General features: G+C 63.0%; 12 protein-coding genes, 2 pseudogenes and 1 other annotated feature. Of the genes and pseudogenes, 12 read left to right on the plus strand and 2 right to left on the minus strand.

Going from position 1 to position 16,247, the window contains the following annotated elements:
• The first annotated feature begins 93 nt into the window (after positions 1–93).
• The 5 genes and pseudogenes from ACYCO6_RS03475 (at position 94) to ACYCO6_RS03495 (ending at position 8,394) form a co-directional block, all read left to right on the plus strand.
• Positions 94–2,295 (plus strand): beta strand repeat-containing protein, encoded by a 2,202-nt coding sequence (locus ACYCO6_RS03475; protein ID WP_459769323.1) that lies wholly within the window; start codon positions 94–96, stop codon positions 2,293–2,295.
• A 297-nt stretch (positions 2,296–2,592) separates the two neighbouring features.
• Positions 2,593–2,835, plus strand: a pseudogene (locus ACYCO6_RS03480) (IS110 family transposase); the annotation flags it as partial.
• Between the two features lie 172 nt (positions 2,836–3,007).
• Entirely contained in the window at positions 3,008–4,192 is a 1,185-nt protein-coding gene (locus ACYCO6_RS03485; RefSeq protein WP_459773400.1) for an IS110 family RNA-guided transposase, read from the plus strand.
• A 299-nt stretch (positions 4,193–4,491) separates the two neighbouring features.
• Positions 4,492–5,277, plus strand: a pseudogene (locus ACYCO6_RS03490) (IS110 family RNA-guided transposase); the annotation flags it as partial.
• Positions 5,278–6,495: 1,218 nt separating this feature from the next.
• Positions 6,496–8,394 (plus strand): beta strand repeat-containing protein, encoded by a 1,899-nt coding sequence (locus tag ACYCO6_RS03495; RefSeq protein WP_459769325.1) that lies wholly within the window; start codon positions 6,496–6,498, stop codon positions 8,392–8,394.
• Positions 8,395–8,483: 89 nt separating this feature from the next.
• Here ACYCO6_RS03495 and ACYCO6_RS03500 read toward each other — a convergent pair whose 3' ends face one another.
• Both ACYCO6_RS03500 and ACYCO6_RS03505 read right to left on the minus strand, forming a co-directional pair.
• Positions 8,484–8,648: an IS3 family transposase gene (locus tag ACYCO6_RS03500; protein WP_459769327.1), complete on the minus strand. Its 165-nt coding sequence runs from the start codon at positions 8,646–8,648 to the stop codon at positions 8,484–8,486.
• Positions 8,649–8,726: 78 nt separating this feature from the next.
• Positions 8,727–8,841: a sequence feature (AL1L pseudoknot), on the minus strand.
• On the minus strand, positions 8,796–8,969 hold the full coding sequence (locus ACYCO6_RS03505; RefSeq protein WP_459773898.1) for a transposase: 174 nt from the start codon (positions 8,967–8,969) through the stop codon (positions 8,796–8,798). It overlaps the preceding feature by 46 nt.
• Before the next feature lie 1,014 nt (positions 8,970–9,983).
• Here ACYCO6_RS03505 and ACYCO6_RS03510 point away from each other — a divergent pair.
• The 7 genes from ACYCO6_RS03510 (at position 9,984) to ACYCO6_RS03540 (ending at position 16,016) form a co-directional block, all read left to right on the plus strand.
• Positions 9,984–12,209: a beta strand repeat-containing protein gene (locus ACYCO6_RS03510; RefSeq protein ID WP_459769329.1), complete on the plus strand. Its 2,226-nt coding sequence runs from the start codon at positions 9,984–9,986 to the stop codon at positions 12,207–12,209.
• Between the two features lie 96 nt (positions 12,210–12,305).
• Entirely contained in the window at positions 12,306–12,629 is a 324-nt protein-coding gene (gene csgH, locus ACYCO6_RS03515; protein ID WP_459769331.1) for a curli-like amyloid fiber formation chaperone CsgH, read from the plus strand.
• Positions 12,616–13,164 (plus strand): hypothetical protein, encoded by a 549-nt coding sequence (locus ACYCO6_RS03520; RefSeq protein ID WP_459769334.1) that lies wholly within the window; start codon positions 12,616–12,618, stop codon positions 13,162–13,164. The genes csgH and ACYCO6_RS03520 overlap by 14 nt, the downstream gene beginning before the upstream one ends.
• Before the next feature lie 11 nt (positions 13,165–13,175).
• Complete coding sequence (locus ACYCO6_RS03525; protein ID WP_459769336.1) at positions 13,176–13,616, plus strand: curli production assembly/transport component CsgF; 441 nt, start codon at positions 13,176–13,178, stop codon at positions 13,614–13,616.
• An 85-nt stretch (positions 13,617–13,701) separates the two neighbouring features.
• A complete protein-coding gene (locus ACYCO6_RS03530) occupies positions 13,702–14,601 on the plus strand; it encodes a CsgG/HfaB family protein (protein ID WP_459773418.1) in 900 nt (299 codons plus the stop codon).
• A 3-nt stretch (positions 14,602–14,604) separates the two neighbouring features.
• The gene (locus ACYCO6_RS03535; RefSeq protein WP_459769338.1) at positions 14,605–15,513 is read left to right on the plus strand and encodes a lytic transglycosylase domain-containing protein; all 909 of its coding nucleotides are present in this window, start codon (positions 14,605–14,607) and stop codon (positions 15,511–15,513) included.
• The gene (locus tag ACYCO6_RS03540; protein WP_459769340.1) at positions 15,510–16,016 is read left to right on the plus strand and encodes a hypothetical protein; all 507 of its coding nucleotides are present in this window, start codon (positions 15,510–15,512) and stop codon (positions 16,014–16,016) included. The genes ACYCO6_RS03535 and ACYCO6_RS03540 overlap by 4 nt, the downstream gene beginning before the upstream one ends.
• Positions 16,017–16,247 lie beyond the last annotated feature (231 nt).

Genomic DNA, 16,247 nt, shown 5'->3' on the forward strand with positions numbered 1-16,247 from the left:
ACTCGTATCCCGCTGCGAGACCTGACGCGCCGCATCAGACGGCGTGGCCCTGCCAATCTCCACCACCGAGGGGACGTCTGCCCGATGAGTTCGATGAAGAAGCACCTGCTTGGGCTGTCGATGGGCGTGGCTGCCTGCGCCTTCGCGGCCAGCGCCTACGCCGACAACAACAGCGCCAACACCAGCCAGGCCGGCGGCTCCGGCAACAGCATCACGATCAACCAGAACGACGACGGCACCGGCACCGCCGTGGCCACGGCCGGCTCCGGTGGCAACGCGGTCGGCTCCAACGGCGCGTTCCGGCAGGAGGGCTCGAACAACAAGCTGCGCGCCGACCAGACCGGCTCGGGCAATCAGCTCAACGGCATCCAGACCGGCGGCGATGCCAACACCCTCCAGGTTCTCCAGGCCGGCCAGACCGGTCAGGTCAACGTCCAGCAGATCGGCTCCAGCAACGGCGTGGCTTCCGGCGCAGGTCTGGCCGGCCGGAACGGTGCGGGCACGGGCAGCAACCTGATCACCCAGGACGCGAGCTCGATCGGCGGCAGCATCGGCCTGGTGCAGAGCGGCTCGAACAACGAGTTCAACCTGCAGCAGTCGGGCAGCAACAACAGCCAGAGCATCTACCAGTACGGCACCGGCAACCAGGTGGTGACCGGTCAGGACGCGGCCACCTCCTCCAGCAGCATCTCGGTCACGCAGTCCCAGGTCGGCGGCGGCAATCCGAACCTGGTGACCGCCACGCAGGCCGGCACCCAGAACGGCTACGAGACGGCCACGCAGTCGGGCGTTGGCAACACGGCCACGCTCAGCCAGAGCGGCGTGGACGGCTACAGCTCGATCTACACCTCGCAGAGCGGCAACAACAACACGGCCTCAGGCTCGCAGACGGACGCGCACAACGGTAGCAGCATCTCGCTGTTCCAGAGTGGCAACAACGATACGGCCTACGCTACCCAGTCCGGCAGCGTAAACAGCAGCTCGCTCAGCATCAGCCAGAGCGGCGGGGACAGCAACTACGCCACCGGCTACCAGACCGGCACCACCGGCAGCCAGCTCGCCATCAACCAGACCGGCAACAGCAACACTGCCTATGGCAGCCAGTACGGCACCACCGGCAGCTCGCTGGGCGTCAACCAGACCGGCAACGGCAACTACGCCTACGGCTATCAGTACGACACCACCGACAGCTCGCTCGGCATCAACCAGAATGGCAACGGCAATGACGGTGAGGGGTACCAACAGTTCAATGTCAGCAGTAGCTCGATTGCCATCAAGCAAAATGGCAACGGCAATTATGTCCACGGTCAGCAGTTTGCAAGCGTCGGCAACGGCTCGATCATCATCACGCAGAATGGTAACAACAATAGGGCCGACGGTTTCCAGGGCCGTGGCACCAGCAACAGCTCGATCAACCTGACGCAGTACGGCGAAAATTCCGATTATGTCAACTACATCAACGCTGGCCAATCTGATCAAATAGATAGCTTCATCAACATTACTCAGTATGCATCGGGCAACCAAGCTTGGTTCAATCAGGGCACTTACGCCTACGGTGCTGGTGGCTCAGGCAACGGTATCGACAATAGCCAGAGCGGCACCGGCAACTTAGCTTCAGGCTTCCAGGTCAACGGAAACAACAACTACCTGAACGTCAGCCAAACCGGCACCAACGGCACCATCGGCGTGTTCCAGCACGACGGGAACGGTAGTCAAGCCTACATGACCCAAGCCTCCGCCAGCTCGGGTGAGACGGCGTTCCTGGAGCAGGCCGGCGCAGGTAACTACGCCTCCTCCTACCAGAATGGCACCGGTAACTCCCTGACCGGGCCAGGCACCGCGTACAGCCGCTTCTACGGCTACCCCGAATACAGCCAGTCTGCGGCCCTGCAGAGTGGTTCCTATAACCAGCTGTTCAACGTGCAGTCAGGCACGAACAACACCGCCTCGGCTTCGCAGGCCGGCAACCACAACCTCCTGAGCAACGCCCAAAGCGGAACCGGAAGCACCATGACGGCGACGCAAACGGGTGACTACAACAGCCTGACAAGCAACCAGATCGGTGACCTCGCTATGCTGCTGGTAACGCAGAAGGGCAACAACAACACCGTTACCTCGTTCCAGGCCGGCACGGGCCACCAGGCAACCCTGACCCAGACCGGCAACTACAACACCATCAACGGTCAGCAGATCGGCACCGGCAACGCCGCCACCGTGACCCAGACCGGCAACTACAACGCGGTGGCCTACAACCAGAGCAGCTCGAACAACACTCTGACTGTGCGTCAGCACTGACCGTCACGTCCGCGATCCGGACCAGCGCTGAAAGATCAGCCACCACTGAGGGCCGCGCCATCCAGCGCGGCTCCTTTCTTTAGGTGAACCGTTCCGGGTATCCCTGTAGCCGTTTGGTTTGGCTTAGGCGGCCAAGGGGTGCGCCTCGACCTGGACATGATAGCGCGTCTTCGCCTCGGCGAGAGAGGCGTGGCCGACCGGTTCGAGCATCTAGCGAGTGCTGATGGACTGGATGCCCCCACTCCGGCGGAAGCCGGTACTCTGGGCCCGGAGCTTTCACATCTGCCGGAGCAGTCCATGGATCCGATCGCCATCGTCGGCCTCGATCTGGCCAAGCGCATCTTCCAAGTTCACGGCGCACGCGCCGATGGCAGCGTCGCGCTACGCAAAAAGCTGTCGCGACCGCAGGTCCTCACGTTTTTCGCCCAGCTGCCGGCCTGCATCGTCGCCATGGAGGCCTGCGCTTCGGCACACGAGTGGGGACGTGCGATCCGTGAACTGGGGCACGAGGTCCGACTGATCCCACCGATCTACGTCAAGCTGCCGGCCTGCATCGTCGCCATGGAGGCCTGCGCTTCGGCACACGAGTGGGGACGTGCGATCCGTGAACTGGGGCACGAGGTCCGACTGATCCCACCGATCTACGTCAAGATCCCATGAGGAGGTGGCGATCAGGCGGCGCTTCAGCAGGATGGACGGCCTGACGCTCTTCATGGAGGTGAACGTGAGCCTTTCTCCTGATGTTGGCGGTGCGCCCGAGCCTATCCGGGTCGATCTCGCGGCGATCTTCGTCTCGCTCGAACTCAGCCGCGCAACGTGGTTGGTGACGTCGCTCTCTCCTGGAGCCGGCCAGAAGATGTCCCGGCACGTGGTGCGCGGTGGTGATGCCGCGGGCCTGCTCAGCCGACTGGCTGACCTACGGGCGCGAGCTCGGGCGCGCACCGGCAAGCTGTTCCCCGTCGTGGTGATCCAGGAGGCCGGGCTCGACGGCTTCTGGCTGCACCGCGTGCTCGAGGGCAAGGGCATCGAGAGCCACGTTGTTGACGCCGCCTCCGTCGCCACCTCAAGGCGCAGGCGACGGGCCAAGACCGACCGGATCGATGGCGAAGCCCTGGTCCGTACGCTGCTGGCCTACAAGCGCGGAGAGCCGCGCGTGTGCGCGATGGTCCGGGCGCCCACGCCTGAGGAGGAGGATCGCCGCCGGCTGTGCCGCGAACTTCGAACGCTCATCAGCGAGCGTGTCCGGCACGTCAACCGGCTCCGAGGCGTGCTGTTTGCGCAGGGTATCACCGACTACGATCCCCGTCGGTCGGACAGGCGCGAACGGCTTGAGGCGTTGCGGACCGGCGATGGCCGGCCGCTCCCGCGGTACCTCAAGGCGATGATCGAACGCGAACTCGGTCTTATCGAGCTGCTGATCGAGCAGATCGATGACGTGCGCGCCGCGCGCGACGCACTCGTGGCGGCCGAGCGTGCGGCCACACCACAGCGTGCGGCAGCGGCCATGCTTCTCGACTTGAAAGGTGTCGGTCCCGGCTTTGCCGGTGTGCTCTGGTCTGAAGGGTTGTTCCGGCGCTTTGAGAATCGTCGCCAGCTTGCCGCCTACGCGGGCTTGGCGCCAACGCCTTGGCAGAGTGGCTCGATTGATCACGAGCAAGGCGTGTCGAAGGCCGGCAATCCACGCCTGCGCGCGACACTTGTCGAACTGGCCTGGCTCTGGCTCCGCCATCAGCCAGGTTCGGCCCTGTCGCGCTGGTACCACGACCGGGTCAAGCGCACCGGCGGGCGCATGAAAAAGATCGCCATCGTGGCTCTCGCCCGCAAGCTTCTCGTCGCGCTCTGGAAGTATGTGACGGCAGGTGTGGTCATCGAGGGCGCTGCGATGAAGAGCGTCTGACCGAGAGCGACTGCAATCCCTCTCAATCCACCGAGGCACGAGAAGCCTTGGCGGATCCAGGTGGACGAACCGACGAACGGTATGGCCTCAGCCGCCGCAGTTAAGAATGGTCTCGTCCTCCTGAGCTCGGCCCGCCGGATGCGGGATCATGGTGCAGCCGAGATCGATCGGCGACCGCATGTGAGCTTGAGCGCGTCCGCTGCGGCCGCTTCACCCATCGGGCTCGGACCTGCGATCTGGAACACGCCAGGAGATCACTCATGACCGGATGAGATCCCTTGCACATCGACTCCTCATGTGAGCCGTTCATCAAGCGGCAGAAGAACGATGCCGCCGACGCGCAGGCGATCGCCGAGGCCGCCTCGCGCCCGACGATGCGCTTCGTTGCGATCAAGAGCGAGGCTCAGCAGGCGCGAGCCATGATCTTTCGGACGCGCGACCTTCTGGTCCGGCAGCGCACCCAGCTCATCAATGCGTTGCGCGGCCATCTCGCCGAGCACGGCATCGTGGCGCCGCAGGGAGCGACCAACGTGCCCCAGCTCGCCCAGGCGCTTGGCGACGTCACGACTTCGCTCGATCCGCTCGTCGCTGATCTGAGCCGTCTCTACCTCGACCAGATCAAGGATCTCGACGCTCGGATCTCGGAGTTGGAGAAGCGGGTCGCGCGGGAAGCCAAGCGATTTGGCACGCCGTCCCGCCTCATGACGATGCCGGGGATCGGGCCGATCACCGCGATGGCGATCGAGACGTTCGCGCCGCCAATGGCGACGTTCAAGCGCGGACGCGATTTTGCAGCCTGGCTCGGCCTCGTGCCGCGGCAGTTCTCTTCAGGCGGAAAGCAGGTCCTGGGTCGCGTGTCCAAGATGGGTCAGCGCGACATCCGGCGTCTCCTGATCATCGGCGCCATGACGGTCATCCGCTGGTCGATCCGTAAGGGAGCGCCGGCAGGCTCCTGGCTGGCGCGGATGCTGCCACGCAAGCCGCGCCTGGTCTTGGCCATCGCTTTGGCGAACAAGATGGCCCGTGCAGCCTGGGCGATGCTGATGAAGAACGAAAATTACAAGGCTCCGGTGCCGGCGGCTTGATCAGGACATCAAGCCGCCGTCGCACCGGTGTGGCGGGCAGGAAGGTCGAAGAGAGGTAAGGACGGAACGATCGGTCAGATCGGGATCAGGAAAAGCAAGACTGGTTGACGAGCCACGAGCTCGCGTGTGTTGATCTGCACCTGATCCGCGCATCTCCATACTGGCCCGCGGCATGGACAAGGCCGCTTCATGAGGCCTGAGACATGACCGCACCCGATCCCCCGTCAGAGCCGCTCGACGCCCTCTTGCGCGACAGGGGGCATCCAGACATGAACCAATCGACCAGTCCAGGCGCAGCGAACGCGGTCACCTCGAAGTGATGTCACTGACCGCGTCGGTGGATCACCTCGGCCTGGAACGGTCCCATTAGTTCTCTCGGCGAGAGCATTGTCGTGCGAGGCGCCCGAGCGGCCGACTTTGGCCGCGCTTGAGCCGATCGCCCCGTACCTCGTGTCAGGCTCGCCCTGGTACTCCAGCACCATCCGGTCTGCCGGCTCACGGACTCCAGGAAATTAGAGTCTGGTTCACTTCGTAACGACTCTATCTTCGCAAGATCAGGGGCCTCCGGGACACCCAAAGCGGTTCACGGCACGGTTATTCTCGGCATAGCCTACTCGGCTCCTTCGGTGCACACTCGAGGTGGGAAAGGTGATCGTCGCAGAATTCGGGTAGACTGCCTATCGATTTACTTTCGGCGGGTAATCGGTGGTCCATATTATATTGCGTGTTAATAATTGGACGGGGATCGCTAGTTGGTTAGTATTTGACCCGGTATGACGTCTACGAAGTCTGTCTAGTCGCCCCATGGCATGCTGGACAAGGCAGGCTGGAGTGGTTATCAGATCGCTAAGGTTCAGTCCGGAGCCTCCCTAAGGAGGACGGGCGCCGCAAACCGGGTGCTTCAGCAGTCAGCGCTGTGTCATGGCGCGATGCACGCTGATGCGCGCTCCGTATTCCCAATTTCAGTGATAGATTGCACCACAATGTGGCATGCCATTTATGTGGTAAGACTTGGTTGTACTGTAGCAAATTTACCATAATTACTACGAAAACTGCTTAGACAGTGGTTCTGGGCTGGACGCTGAAAGAGCAGCTCGGTTACTTAAAAGCTAAGGACCGCTTGGGGTTGATGTCCCAAAGCGAGACCTGACGCGCCGCACCAGGCGGCGCGGCCTTGCCAATTTGCACGACCGAGGGGACCTACTCCCGATGAATCCGATGAAAAAGCACCTGCTTGGGCTGTCGATGGGCGTAGCCGCCTGCGCCCTCGCGGCCACGGCCTACGCTGCCGACAGCAACAACGCCTACACCAGCCAAACGGGCTCGGGCGGCAAGATCACGATTAACCAGAACGACGACGGCACCGGCAAGGGCTCGGTAACCGGCACCGGCACCGGCGGCGGCAACAGCGTCGGCTACAACGGGAATTCCTTTCTGCAGACGGGTGCGAGCGACATCCTGACCGTCAACCAGACCGGCACCGGCAACCAGCTCGGCATTGCGTCGCAGGGTACGCAGCGCGGCGACAACAACACCGCCACCGTGACGCAGGCTGGCCAGTCGAGCCGGGTCGAGCTGCAGCAGCTCGGCAACAGCAACGGCGTGGCTTCCGGCACGGGCTTGGCCGGCCAGAACCAGGCGGCCGCGGGTAGCAACCTGATCACCCAGGATGCCCAGTCGACCGGCGGCGTCATCGACCTGCTGCAGCAGGGCGACAAGAACGAGTTCAACCTGCAGCAGTCGGGTAAGGGTAACAGCCAGACGGTGCGCCAGTACGGCAACGGCAACCTAGTGGTGACCGGCCAGGATGCCTCGACCTCTAACAGCAGCATCTCGGTCACGCAGTCGCAGGTCGGCAACGGCAAGGCGAACCTTGTGACTGCCACGCAGGCTGCCACGAAGGACAGCTCTGAGACGGCCATCCAGTCGGGCGCGGGCAACACGGCGACGCTGGGACAGACGAATGTGGACGGGTACAGCTCGATCTACACCTCGCAGAACGGCAACAACAACATCGCACTCGGCACGCAGCGCGATGCTCACAACGGCAGCCGCATCAGCCTGATCCAGGGCGGTGACAGCAACCAGGCCTACGCCCAGCAGGACGGCAAGATCAGCAACACCTCGCTCAGCATCAGCCAGACCGGCAACGGCAACTACGCCAACGGATACCAGACGTCCAACATCAGCAACAGCTGGATCGACATAAGTCAGACTGGTGGCGGTAATAATGCCGTTGCCACTCAGGGCTATACTACCCGGAATAGCTCCATCGCTCTGAAGCAAAATGTAGGCCCGCGTTCGTCTAACTATAATACTGCCGGACAGTACGGCCAGGACGGAAGCGCGATCAACTCCACGCAAACTGCCTCCGGGAATATTGCGGGCCTGAGCCAGAGCAATGGCTCCAGTAACCGCATCGACAGCTTGCAGGACGGGGGACCGAACAATTCAGTCGGTGGCGCGCAGTCTAACGGCAAGGCTAATTATTTCGGAAACACCCAGTCCGGCACGAAAGGAACTGTCGAGGTCTTGCAGCGCGACGGCGACAGCAACCAGGCATACATGAGGCAAGATACTGCGAGCTCGGGTGAGCGCGCGCGGTTGGAGCAGGCCGGCACGAATAATTTTGCCTCCTCCTACCAGAATGGGACCGGTAATCAGCTGACCGGGCCGGGCACGACCTCAAAGGACTATCCCAAGCAGGCTGCTCTGCAGAGTGGCACGGGCAACCAGCTGTGGAACACCCAGACGGGCACGAACAACACTGCGTCCGTGTCGCAGGTGGGCAACTACAACTACCTGAGCAACAGCCAGACCGGCACCAACGGCAAGATGACCGCGACCCAGTCGGGTAACTCCAACAGCCTGACCAGCACCCAGACCGGTGACTTGGCCATGCTGCTGGTCAACCAGACCGGCAACAACAACACCATCACCTCGAGCCAGGATGGCAGCAACACCGCGACCCTGACCCAGATCGGCAATGGGAACATGATCAACGGCGTCCAGACCGGCACCGGCAACACCGCCACCGTGACCCAGGCCGGCAACACCAATACGGTCGCCTACAACCAGAGCGGCTCGAACAACACCCTGACCGTGCGCCAGCGCTGATCGTCGTGTTCTAGACAGAGCGCGCGATGTAAAATCAAAGAGGGCCGCGCCGAACAGCGCGGCCCTCATCCGTTACTGTCTCCGTGAGGTCACAGCATGCCGGTTTCAGTCCCATCCAACCCGCCAGCACTGCACTGCATCAGTCGCTTTGCATCTCTGGCTGCCTGGCTCCCTTCACGGGCGAGTTGCCGCCAGACCTTGCGCACGCCGTAGGCGCTGAAGTTGGCCGCGTGCACGCGCCGGATCTCGGCCATGAGCCGCGCGTCGCGCAGACCCGGGTCGGCAGTCTGCCAGGATCGGGCCGCCGCGCGGCATGGGCGTGGTACGTCGACGTGGGTACGGCAGCGCCCTGCAGATTGGCTCGACCCTGTAGAGGGCGCGGTGCTCTTCGATGAAGGCGATCATGACCGAAGCTGGCGGTCGAGCTCCGCCTGGGCAAAGTACGCGCTTGCCTTCCTCAGGATCTCGTTGGTCTGCCGGAGCTCGCGGTTCTCCCGCCCCAGCGCCTTGATCCGCTCGCGCTCGTCCGTCGTCGGTTCGGCCCGCACGCCCCGATTCTGCTCGGTTTGGCGCACGAGAGTTCCGCAGCGTCTCACCCAAACAGCCGATCTTGGCGGCAATCGAGCGGATCGCTCTGTACGGCGTGTCGTGCTCGCCTTGATGCTCCAGTGCGGCCGGCTCAATCTGGCCGCGGCTCGGCTTGTAACCGGGCCGGATCTCAATATGTATATTAGTATACCGAACTGTTGTGCTGCCGAAAGCTGTTACGCCGACGATCGATAAACTCGATGGAAATTGTATCTGTTTGACGGAAGTCCATAGTCAGAATAGACATACTCTATATACATCAGCTCACGTTGTTCGTTTATCTGAGAACATGCTGCATTAAGTTCCACCTTTTGGGCATGGAATTGCTATATGTTTAGTCGGTCATCGCGCGGCGTTCGAGTTTATCTCATTGGCATACTTCACATTGGTTTGTTTTTCCTGCTATAAACCTTGATGACGCGGATAATTGCTGTAATCGAATATTGGAATTTCCAGAGAATACCGCCCGTGTCCGTGCTGGGCACACTAGAAGCGATATCTGTCGATAAGGATTTTGTTTAGTCTAGTTGTCGAGATGGAGACTGAAATCGGCAGAATGCTAGCGGCCAGATAGCGTCTAAAAGCTGTAAAATTATCATGATGGGCAGTGGACAAGCAGGACGCGAGCAGTTACCAAACCTCTAAGGCTCGCAACGGGGCTGCGTCCATTTATGGGACCGGCTCTGCTAGGAATGATTTAGCCGGCGATCATCAGCGTGATCCGCCGGCCGCGAGTATTTCATATTGCAGTGCGTCTGTTTAACTGCCGTATTAGGTACCTAATATGGGGTATGGCGTATGCTTATTGTGTTAAATCTGCAATTTCAGACATGAAAACTGCTTAGATTGCAGATTGCCGCTGGAGTTCCCCGAAAAGACAGGTTACCCAATAGCTAAGGTTCGTTCAGGACAAATGTCCCGAAACGAGACCTGACGCGCGGCACGAGACGGCGCGTCTAGTCAATTCTCGCCACCGAAGGGAACTGCGCTCGATGAGTCCGATGAAGAAGCACCTGCTTGGGCTGTCGATGGGCGTGGCTGCCTGCGCCTTCGCGGCCAGCGCCTACGCCGACAACAACAGCGCCAACACCAGCCAGGCCGGCGGCTCCGGCAACAGCATCACGATCAACCAGAACGACGACGGCACCGGCACCGCCGTGGCCACGGCCGGCTCCGGTGGCAACGCGGTCGGCTCCAACGGCGCGTTCCGGCAGGAGGGCTCGAACAACAAGCTGCGCGCCGACCAGACCGGCTCGGGCAATCAGCTCAACGGCATCCAGACCGGCGGCGATGCCAACACCCTCCAGGTTCTCCAGGCCGGCCAGACCGGTCAGGTCAACGTCCAGCAGATCGGCTCCAGCAACGGCGTGGCTTCCGGCGCAGGTCTGGCCGGCCGGAACGGTGCGGGCACGGGCAGCAACCTGATCACCCAGGACGCGAGCTCGATCGGCGGCAGCATCGGCCTGGTGCAGAGCGGCTCGAACAACGAGTTCAACCTGCAGCAGTCGGGCAGCAACAACAGCCAGAGCATCTACCAGTACGGCACCGGCAACCAGGTGGTGACCGGCCAGGACGCGGCCACCTCCTCCAGCAGCATCTCGGTCACGCAGTCCCAGGTCGGCGGCGGCAATCCGAACCTGGTGACCGCCACGCAGGCCGGCACCCAGAACGGCTACGAGACGGCCACGCAGTCGGGCGTTGGCAACACGGCCGCGCTCAGCCAGAGCGGCGTGGACGGCTACAGCTCGATCTACACCTCGCAGAGCGGCAACAACAACACGGCCTCAGGCTCGCAGACGGACGCGCACAACGGTAGCAGCATCTCGCTGTTCCAGAGTGGCAACAACGATACGGCCTACGCTACCCAGTCCGGCAGCGTAAACAGCAGCTCGCTCAGCATCAGCCAGAGCGGCGGGGACAGCAACTACGCCACCGGCTACCAGACCGGCACCACCGGCAGCCAGCTCGCCATCAACCAGACCGGCAACAGCAACACTGCCTATGGCAGCCAGTACGGCACCACCGGCAGCTCGCTGGGCGTCAACCAGACCGGCAACAGCAACTACGCCTACGGGTACCAGTACAGCGGTGTTGACAGCAGCTCGATCGGCCTGAATCAGAACGGCAACAACAACGGCGCCAGCGGATACCAGTACTACGGCATCAGCGGTAGCTCGATCGGCATTAACCAGACCGGCAACAGCAGCGGCGCCTATGGCGAGCAGTACCTCAACGTCAGCAACAGCTCGATCGCTATCAACCAGACCGGCAATTACAACAGCGCCGGCGCCTTCCAGGGCTACAGCACCAGCGGAAGCTCTATCAATCTGACGCAGAACGCTGACGGCTCCGGCTACTACAGCTACCTCAATGCTTACCAGGCCGGCCAGACGAACAGCTACATCAACGCCACCCAGAACTCGTCCGGAAACCAAGCCAACTTCCAGCAGGGTGGGTACTACTTCACCTACAACAATGGCTACTACGGCTATAACAACGGTGGAGGCGGCTCAGGCAACGGCATCGACAGCACCCAGAGCGGTACCGGTAACTACGCCTCCGGCCTCCAGATCAACGGCAACAACAACTACCTGAACGTGAGCCAGTCCGGCGCCGGCAGCACAATCGGCGTGTTCCAGCACGACGGCGATGGCAATCAGGCCTACCTGACCCAAGCCTCGGCTAGCTCGGGTGAGAAGGCGTTCCTGGAGCAGACTGGCACGGGTAACCTCGCCTCCTCGTACCAGAACGGCAGCGGTAACCAGCTGGCCGGACCGGGCACGGTGTACGGCGGTTCCTACTACTACGGTCAGGCTGCGGCTCTGCAGAGTGGCACGGGCAACCGCCTGTTCAACACTCAGACGGGCTCGAACAACACCGCGTCCGTGTCGCAGGTGGGCAGCTACAACTACCTGAACAACTACCAGACCGGCACCAACGGCAAGATGACCGCGACCCAGTCGGGTAACTCCAACAGCCTGACCAGCACCCAGACGGGTGACCTGGCCATGCTGCTGGTCAACCAGACCGGCAACAACAACACCATCACCTCGAGCCAGGATGGCAGCAACACCGCGACCCTGACCCAGATCGGCAATGGGAACATGATCAACGGCGTCCAGACCGGCACCGGCAACACCGCCACCGTGACCCAGGCCGGCAACACCAATACGGTCGCCTACAACCAGAGCGGCTCGAACAACACCCTGACCGTGCGCCAGCGCTGATCGTCGTGTTCTAGACAGAGCGCGCGATGTAAAATCAAAGAGGGCCGCGCCGAACAGCGCGGCCCTCATCCGTTACTGTCTCCGTGAGGTCACAGCATGCCGGTTTCAGTCCCATCCAACCCGCCAGCACTGCACTGTGAATTGACTCAGCAGGTCAGGGGCGGCACCGTCTCGATCTCAGGTTTAGTCACTACCTCTGATCCAAGGACGGGCACGTACCAGCTGCGCATCATGAAGACAGGACCGGCGGGCACCTCCGTCCTCAACCAAGGGGGCGCATTTACGACGAGCCCGCCGGGCGCAAGCGCGGTCGGCCATATGGCTTTCACCATCGAGGCGGGAGCGAATTACAAGGCGCACCTGCGTGTGACGTCGGGCGATATCAGCGCGGAGTGCGAGGGCGGCCATGAGCGGCTGTAAGGATCTGTTCTTCGGACCTCCGGCGCTGTTGGTTTTGATGGCGGTCGTGTCGGTCTCGCCGGCCGCGGCGCAGTCGGTCCCCGCCGCCGGGGGCCAGATCGGGGCGCCGGCACAGGGTTATGCGGTGATCGGCGGCGAGACGATCCCGATCCCGGTGCTGTCGGACGGCGGCGACCGATCCTTCGTCAGCCAGACAGGCCAGTCCAACAGAAGCACCCTTGACGTTCAGGGCAATGCCAACACGACCTCGCAGTCGCAGGTAGGGTCCTTCAACAGCGCGAGCGCAGCCATGAAGGGCAATCAGAACACCCTCTCCCTCGTCCAGTCCGGCGTGGGCAACTCGGCTACGGTCGCGGGCGTCGTGGGGAATTCCAACACGGTCGGAATTCAGCAAATAGGAAACGGTAACAGTTCCGACGTAAATATCGTCGGTCAAAACAACACGGTGAACAGTCAGCAGATTGGCTCGAACTTGTCGAACACGATCACCGAGATCGGTTCCGGTAAGACGATCACCGTGCGACAGGTGCGATAGGGGGGGCGGGGATGCGGTTCCGCGACGTTATCTTTCCGGTGCTTCTGGGGCTCTCCGCGTTCGGGGCGCAGGCGAGCAGCCTGATCTACCAACCCGTCAACCCGGCCTTCGGTGGCAACCCGCTGAACGGCTCGTGGCTGCAGTCGGAGGCGACCGCGCAGAACTTCTACCAGCGGGAGGAACAGCACCGGCAGTCGATCCAGAGCGCGCTTCAGTCGACGAACGGCCAGAAGAGCCCCGGCCAGATCTTCGCGCAGCAGCTGCAGTCTCAGTTGTACAGCTCGCTGGCCAACAAGATCACGCAGGCCATCTTTGGTGAGAACGCCCAGCAGAGCGGGAATTTCAGCTTCGAAGGCACCACGATCTCGTTCAATCGTGTCGGAGCCAACGTCCAAGTCACGATCAACGATGGTCAAACCGTCACGCAAGTCACCGTTCCGTCCGGGCCGTAGCGTTAACAACGCGTTGACGCGCCCCGTGTCAGGGGCGGATCCTTATAAGACTTCGGACTGAGGAACGCCGATCTTGCTTTACCGGTTGCTGAGCCGCGCTGTCACAGCCGCGGCCCTCCTCTCCGTGGCTGCCTGCGCGCCCGGGTCATGGTTGAATGACCCGCTTGCCGGCGCGCCGACCGTAACGCCGCCGTCGGCCACCGGGCTCAACCTCGGGAGCCTGCCTCCGCCCGCGCGCAGCATCGATATCGCGGTCTACAATTTCCCCGACCTGACCGGACAGAACAAGCCGAACGACAACATCGCCGAGTACTCGCGCGCGGTCACGCAGGGCGGCGCCGCCTTCGTGGTCGACGCCCTGCGCCGGGCGGGCAACGGGACCTGGTTCCGCGTCGTCGAGCGCAGCGGCCTCGCCGACGTCCTCCAGGAGCGGCAGCTGATCCGGGCGACGCGCACGGAATTCTCGCCCGAGAACGCCAAGCCGCTTCCGCCGGTGCGCTTCGCGGGCCTTATCGTCGAGGGCGGCATCCTCGCCTACGACGCCAACACGATCACCGGCGGGTTGGGCGCGCGCTATCTCGGGATCGGCGGCGACGTGAAGTACCGCCGCGACGAGGTCACGGTCGGCATGCGGATCGTCTCGGTCCAGACCGGCGAGGTGCTCGACAGCGTCACGGTGACCAAGACGATCTACTCCGTCGCCCTGGACAGCAGCACCTACCGGTACACCGCCCTCAACAAGCTTCTCGCCGTCGATGCGGGGATCACCCGCAACGAGCCGACCCAGATGGCCGTGCGCGAGGCAATCGAACTGGCCGTCTACTCGACGATCATGGAGGGCGTGAAGAGGGGGCTCTGGCGGTTCCGGGATCCCGGGGTCGGGCGGCACCTGGTCGAGGAGTACCTGCTCCGCGACACGGTCGCTCCTCCAGCCGAGGCAGCGGCTCAGGCCTCGCCTGAGAAGGTCGTCGCGGCGAAGGGCTGACGGATGATGCGCGCCCGATCCCTCGCTGCGCTCGCCGCTCTCGTGGCGGTCCTGGGCGCGCCGCTGCCGCTCAGTGGCGCTGAAGGCACACCCTCGTCGCGGATCCGCATGGCCGCGATAGAGGCCGCGCCCGACCTGTCCGGCTATGCGCCTGTCATCGACCTTCGTGACCTGGTGCAGACGGCATCCCCGCGTGCCGGACCTCTCCTCGCGACCGACGGGGGATCGGATCAGCCCGTCACGCGTCTGTGGGCGGATTGGCAGACCGGGAACGTCAACGTTAGTTTCAGTCCGTTGATCTCCGATGCCGCGTCGCGCACCGGCTTGCCCTATGACTTCCTGTATCGTCTGCTGCGGCAGGAGAGCGGCCTGCGCGCCGACGCGGTTAGTCCCAAGGGAGCGCTGGGCATCGCGCAGTTCATGCCGGCGACGGCGCTGGAGCGCGGTCTGATCAACCCGTTCGATCCCAGCCAGGCCGTCATCAAGGCGGCGGAATTGCTGCGCGATCACAAGGCGCGTTTCGGCAATCTCGGGCTCGCGGCCGCGGCCTACAACGCCGGCCCCGGCCGCGTCGAGAAGTGGCTGGCTGGGACCTCGGGCATGCCGCAGGAGACGCGCGATTACGTGCTGATCGTGACGGGACGAGCCGTGGAGGCCTGGGTGCCGGCGGGACGATGGGCTGCGCTCGAATCTGCGCCGCGTGACGCTGCCATCACAGTGCCGGCCCCCGCGTCCCGCCCCCTGTTTGCGGACATTCCGGCCGTTGGACGGGCGGGGCGGATCAAGATCGGCAGTCCTGCGAAGGGGCGCACCGGGTCGCGACGTCATGAACTCGTCGCACGCTCTGAGGACGACCTGTGCACCCTGCTCGGCAGAGATGGAAATGCCTGCGTGGTCAGGAGAACCTATTGACCGGATATGGTCCTGCGCTGCGGCCTGACCTGCTCGACGTGAACCGGGTCGAAGGTGACTGCCCGAAGAGGCGGGCGACGAACCGCCCGATCATGGCTGCGTGGCCGGTGCGGCGGCTCGGCCCCCGCCTGGCGCAGGAGAGAGGGGCTGACGATCGGATCCGAAGGGCTGCGGGTGATGACAGGACCGAGCCGCTGTCCTTCTATGAGATCGAGGCAGTCCCGCAACACGGTTGGATCGCGCACGAACGTGCAATCGTTGATATTGACTGGCGGCCTTTGTTTCAGGTCCGTCTGAGCCTGGGCGGCGGACGCGCAGGTAAGACCCAGGAGCAGGGTCAGTATAAGCCTGTGTTGCATGATGCCGTGCCCGTCATGTTGCCGAAACGGCCGCGCGTGGTCGGTCGTGTCCGCGACTTGGCTGTTCCAACTTCTAAGTTCGGGCAGAAGTTCCTTAAGCCGCTCCGGCCGCTCTGCGCTGCTGCGTCGTCCGAAACTGATTAGATGATCATCGAGGGTAAGCACGTGTGTAGGGTCGAGCCGAAGCGGGACTGCGGAGCGATGCCGATGGAGCTCGCGCACCGTCTGGGTCCAAAATCCCGCCCGCGTCGATGGACCGCCTCGGCCGTCGTGGTCGTTCTATCGGCGCTCGGCTCGGTTCCGGTCGAAGCCGCAGACGGTGCCGCGCCGGCGCCCAAGACTGATGCCCCAGCTACTAGTGTGACACCGAGCCCG

This window comes from Methylobacterium sp. CM6257 (genome assembly GCF_054611515.1).

Coding starts and splice junctions, on each gene's coding strand:
- ACYCO6_RS03535 (WP_459769338.1), top strand. CDS start 14,605: ATGATGCGCGCCCGATCCCTCGCTGCGCTCGCCGCTCTCGTGGCGGTC.
- ACYCO6_RS03510 (WP_459769329.1), top strand. CDS start 9,984: ATGAAGAAGCACCTGCTTGGGCTGTCGATGGGCGTGGCTGCCTGCGCC.
- ACYCO6_RS03495 (WP_459769325.1), top strand. CDS start 6,496: ATGAAAAAGCACCTGCTTGGGCTGTCGATGGGCGTAGCCGCCTGCGCC.
- ACYCO6_RS03500 (WP_459769327.1), bottom strand. CDS start 8,648: ATGGCCGAGATCCGGCGCGTGCACGCGGCCAACTTCAGCGCCTACGGC.
- ACYCO6_RS03525 (WP_459769336.1), top strand. CDS start 13,176: ATGCGGTTCCGCGACGTTATCTTTCCGGTGCTTCTGGGGCTCTCCGCG.
- ACYCO6_RS03475 (WP_459769323.1), top strand. CDS start 94: ATGAAGAAGCACCTGCTTGGGCTGTCGATGGGCGTGGCTGCCTGCGCC.
- csgH (WP_459769331.1), top strand. CDS start 12,306: ATGCCGGTTTCAGTCCCATCCAACCCGCCAGCACTGCACTGTGAATTG.
- ACYCO6_RS03520 (WP_459769334.1), top strand. CDS start 12,616: ATGAGCGGCTGTAAGGATCTGTTCTTCGGACCTCCGGCGCTGTTGGTT.
- ACYCO6_RS03485 (WP_459773400.1), top strand. CDS start 3,008: ATGGAGGTGAACGTGAGCCTTTCTCCTGATGTTGGCGGTGCGCCCGAG.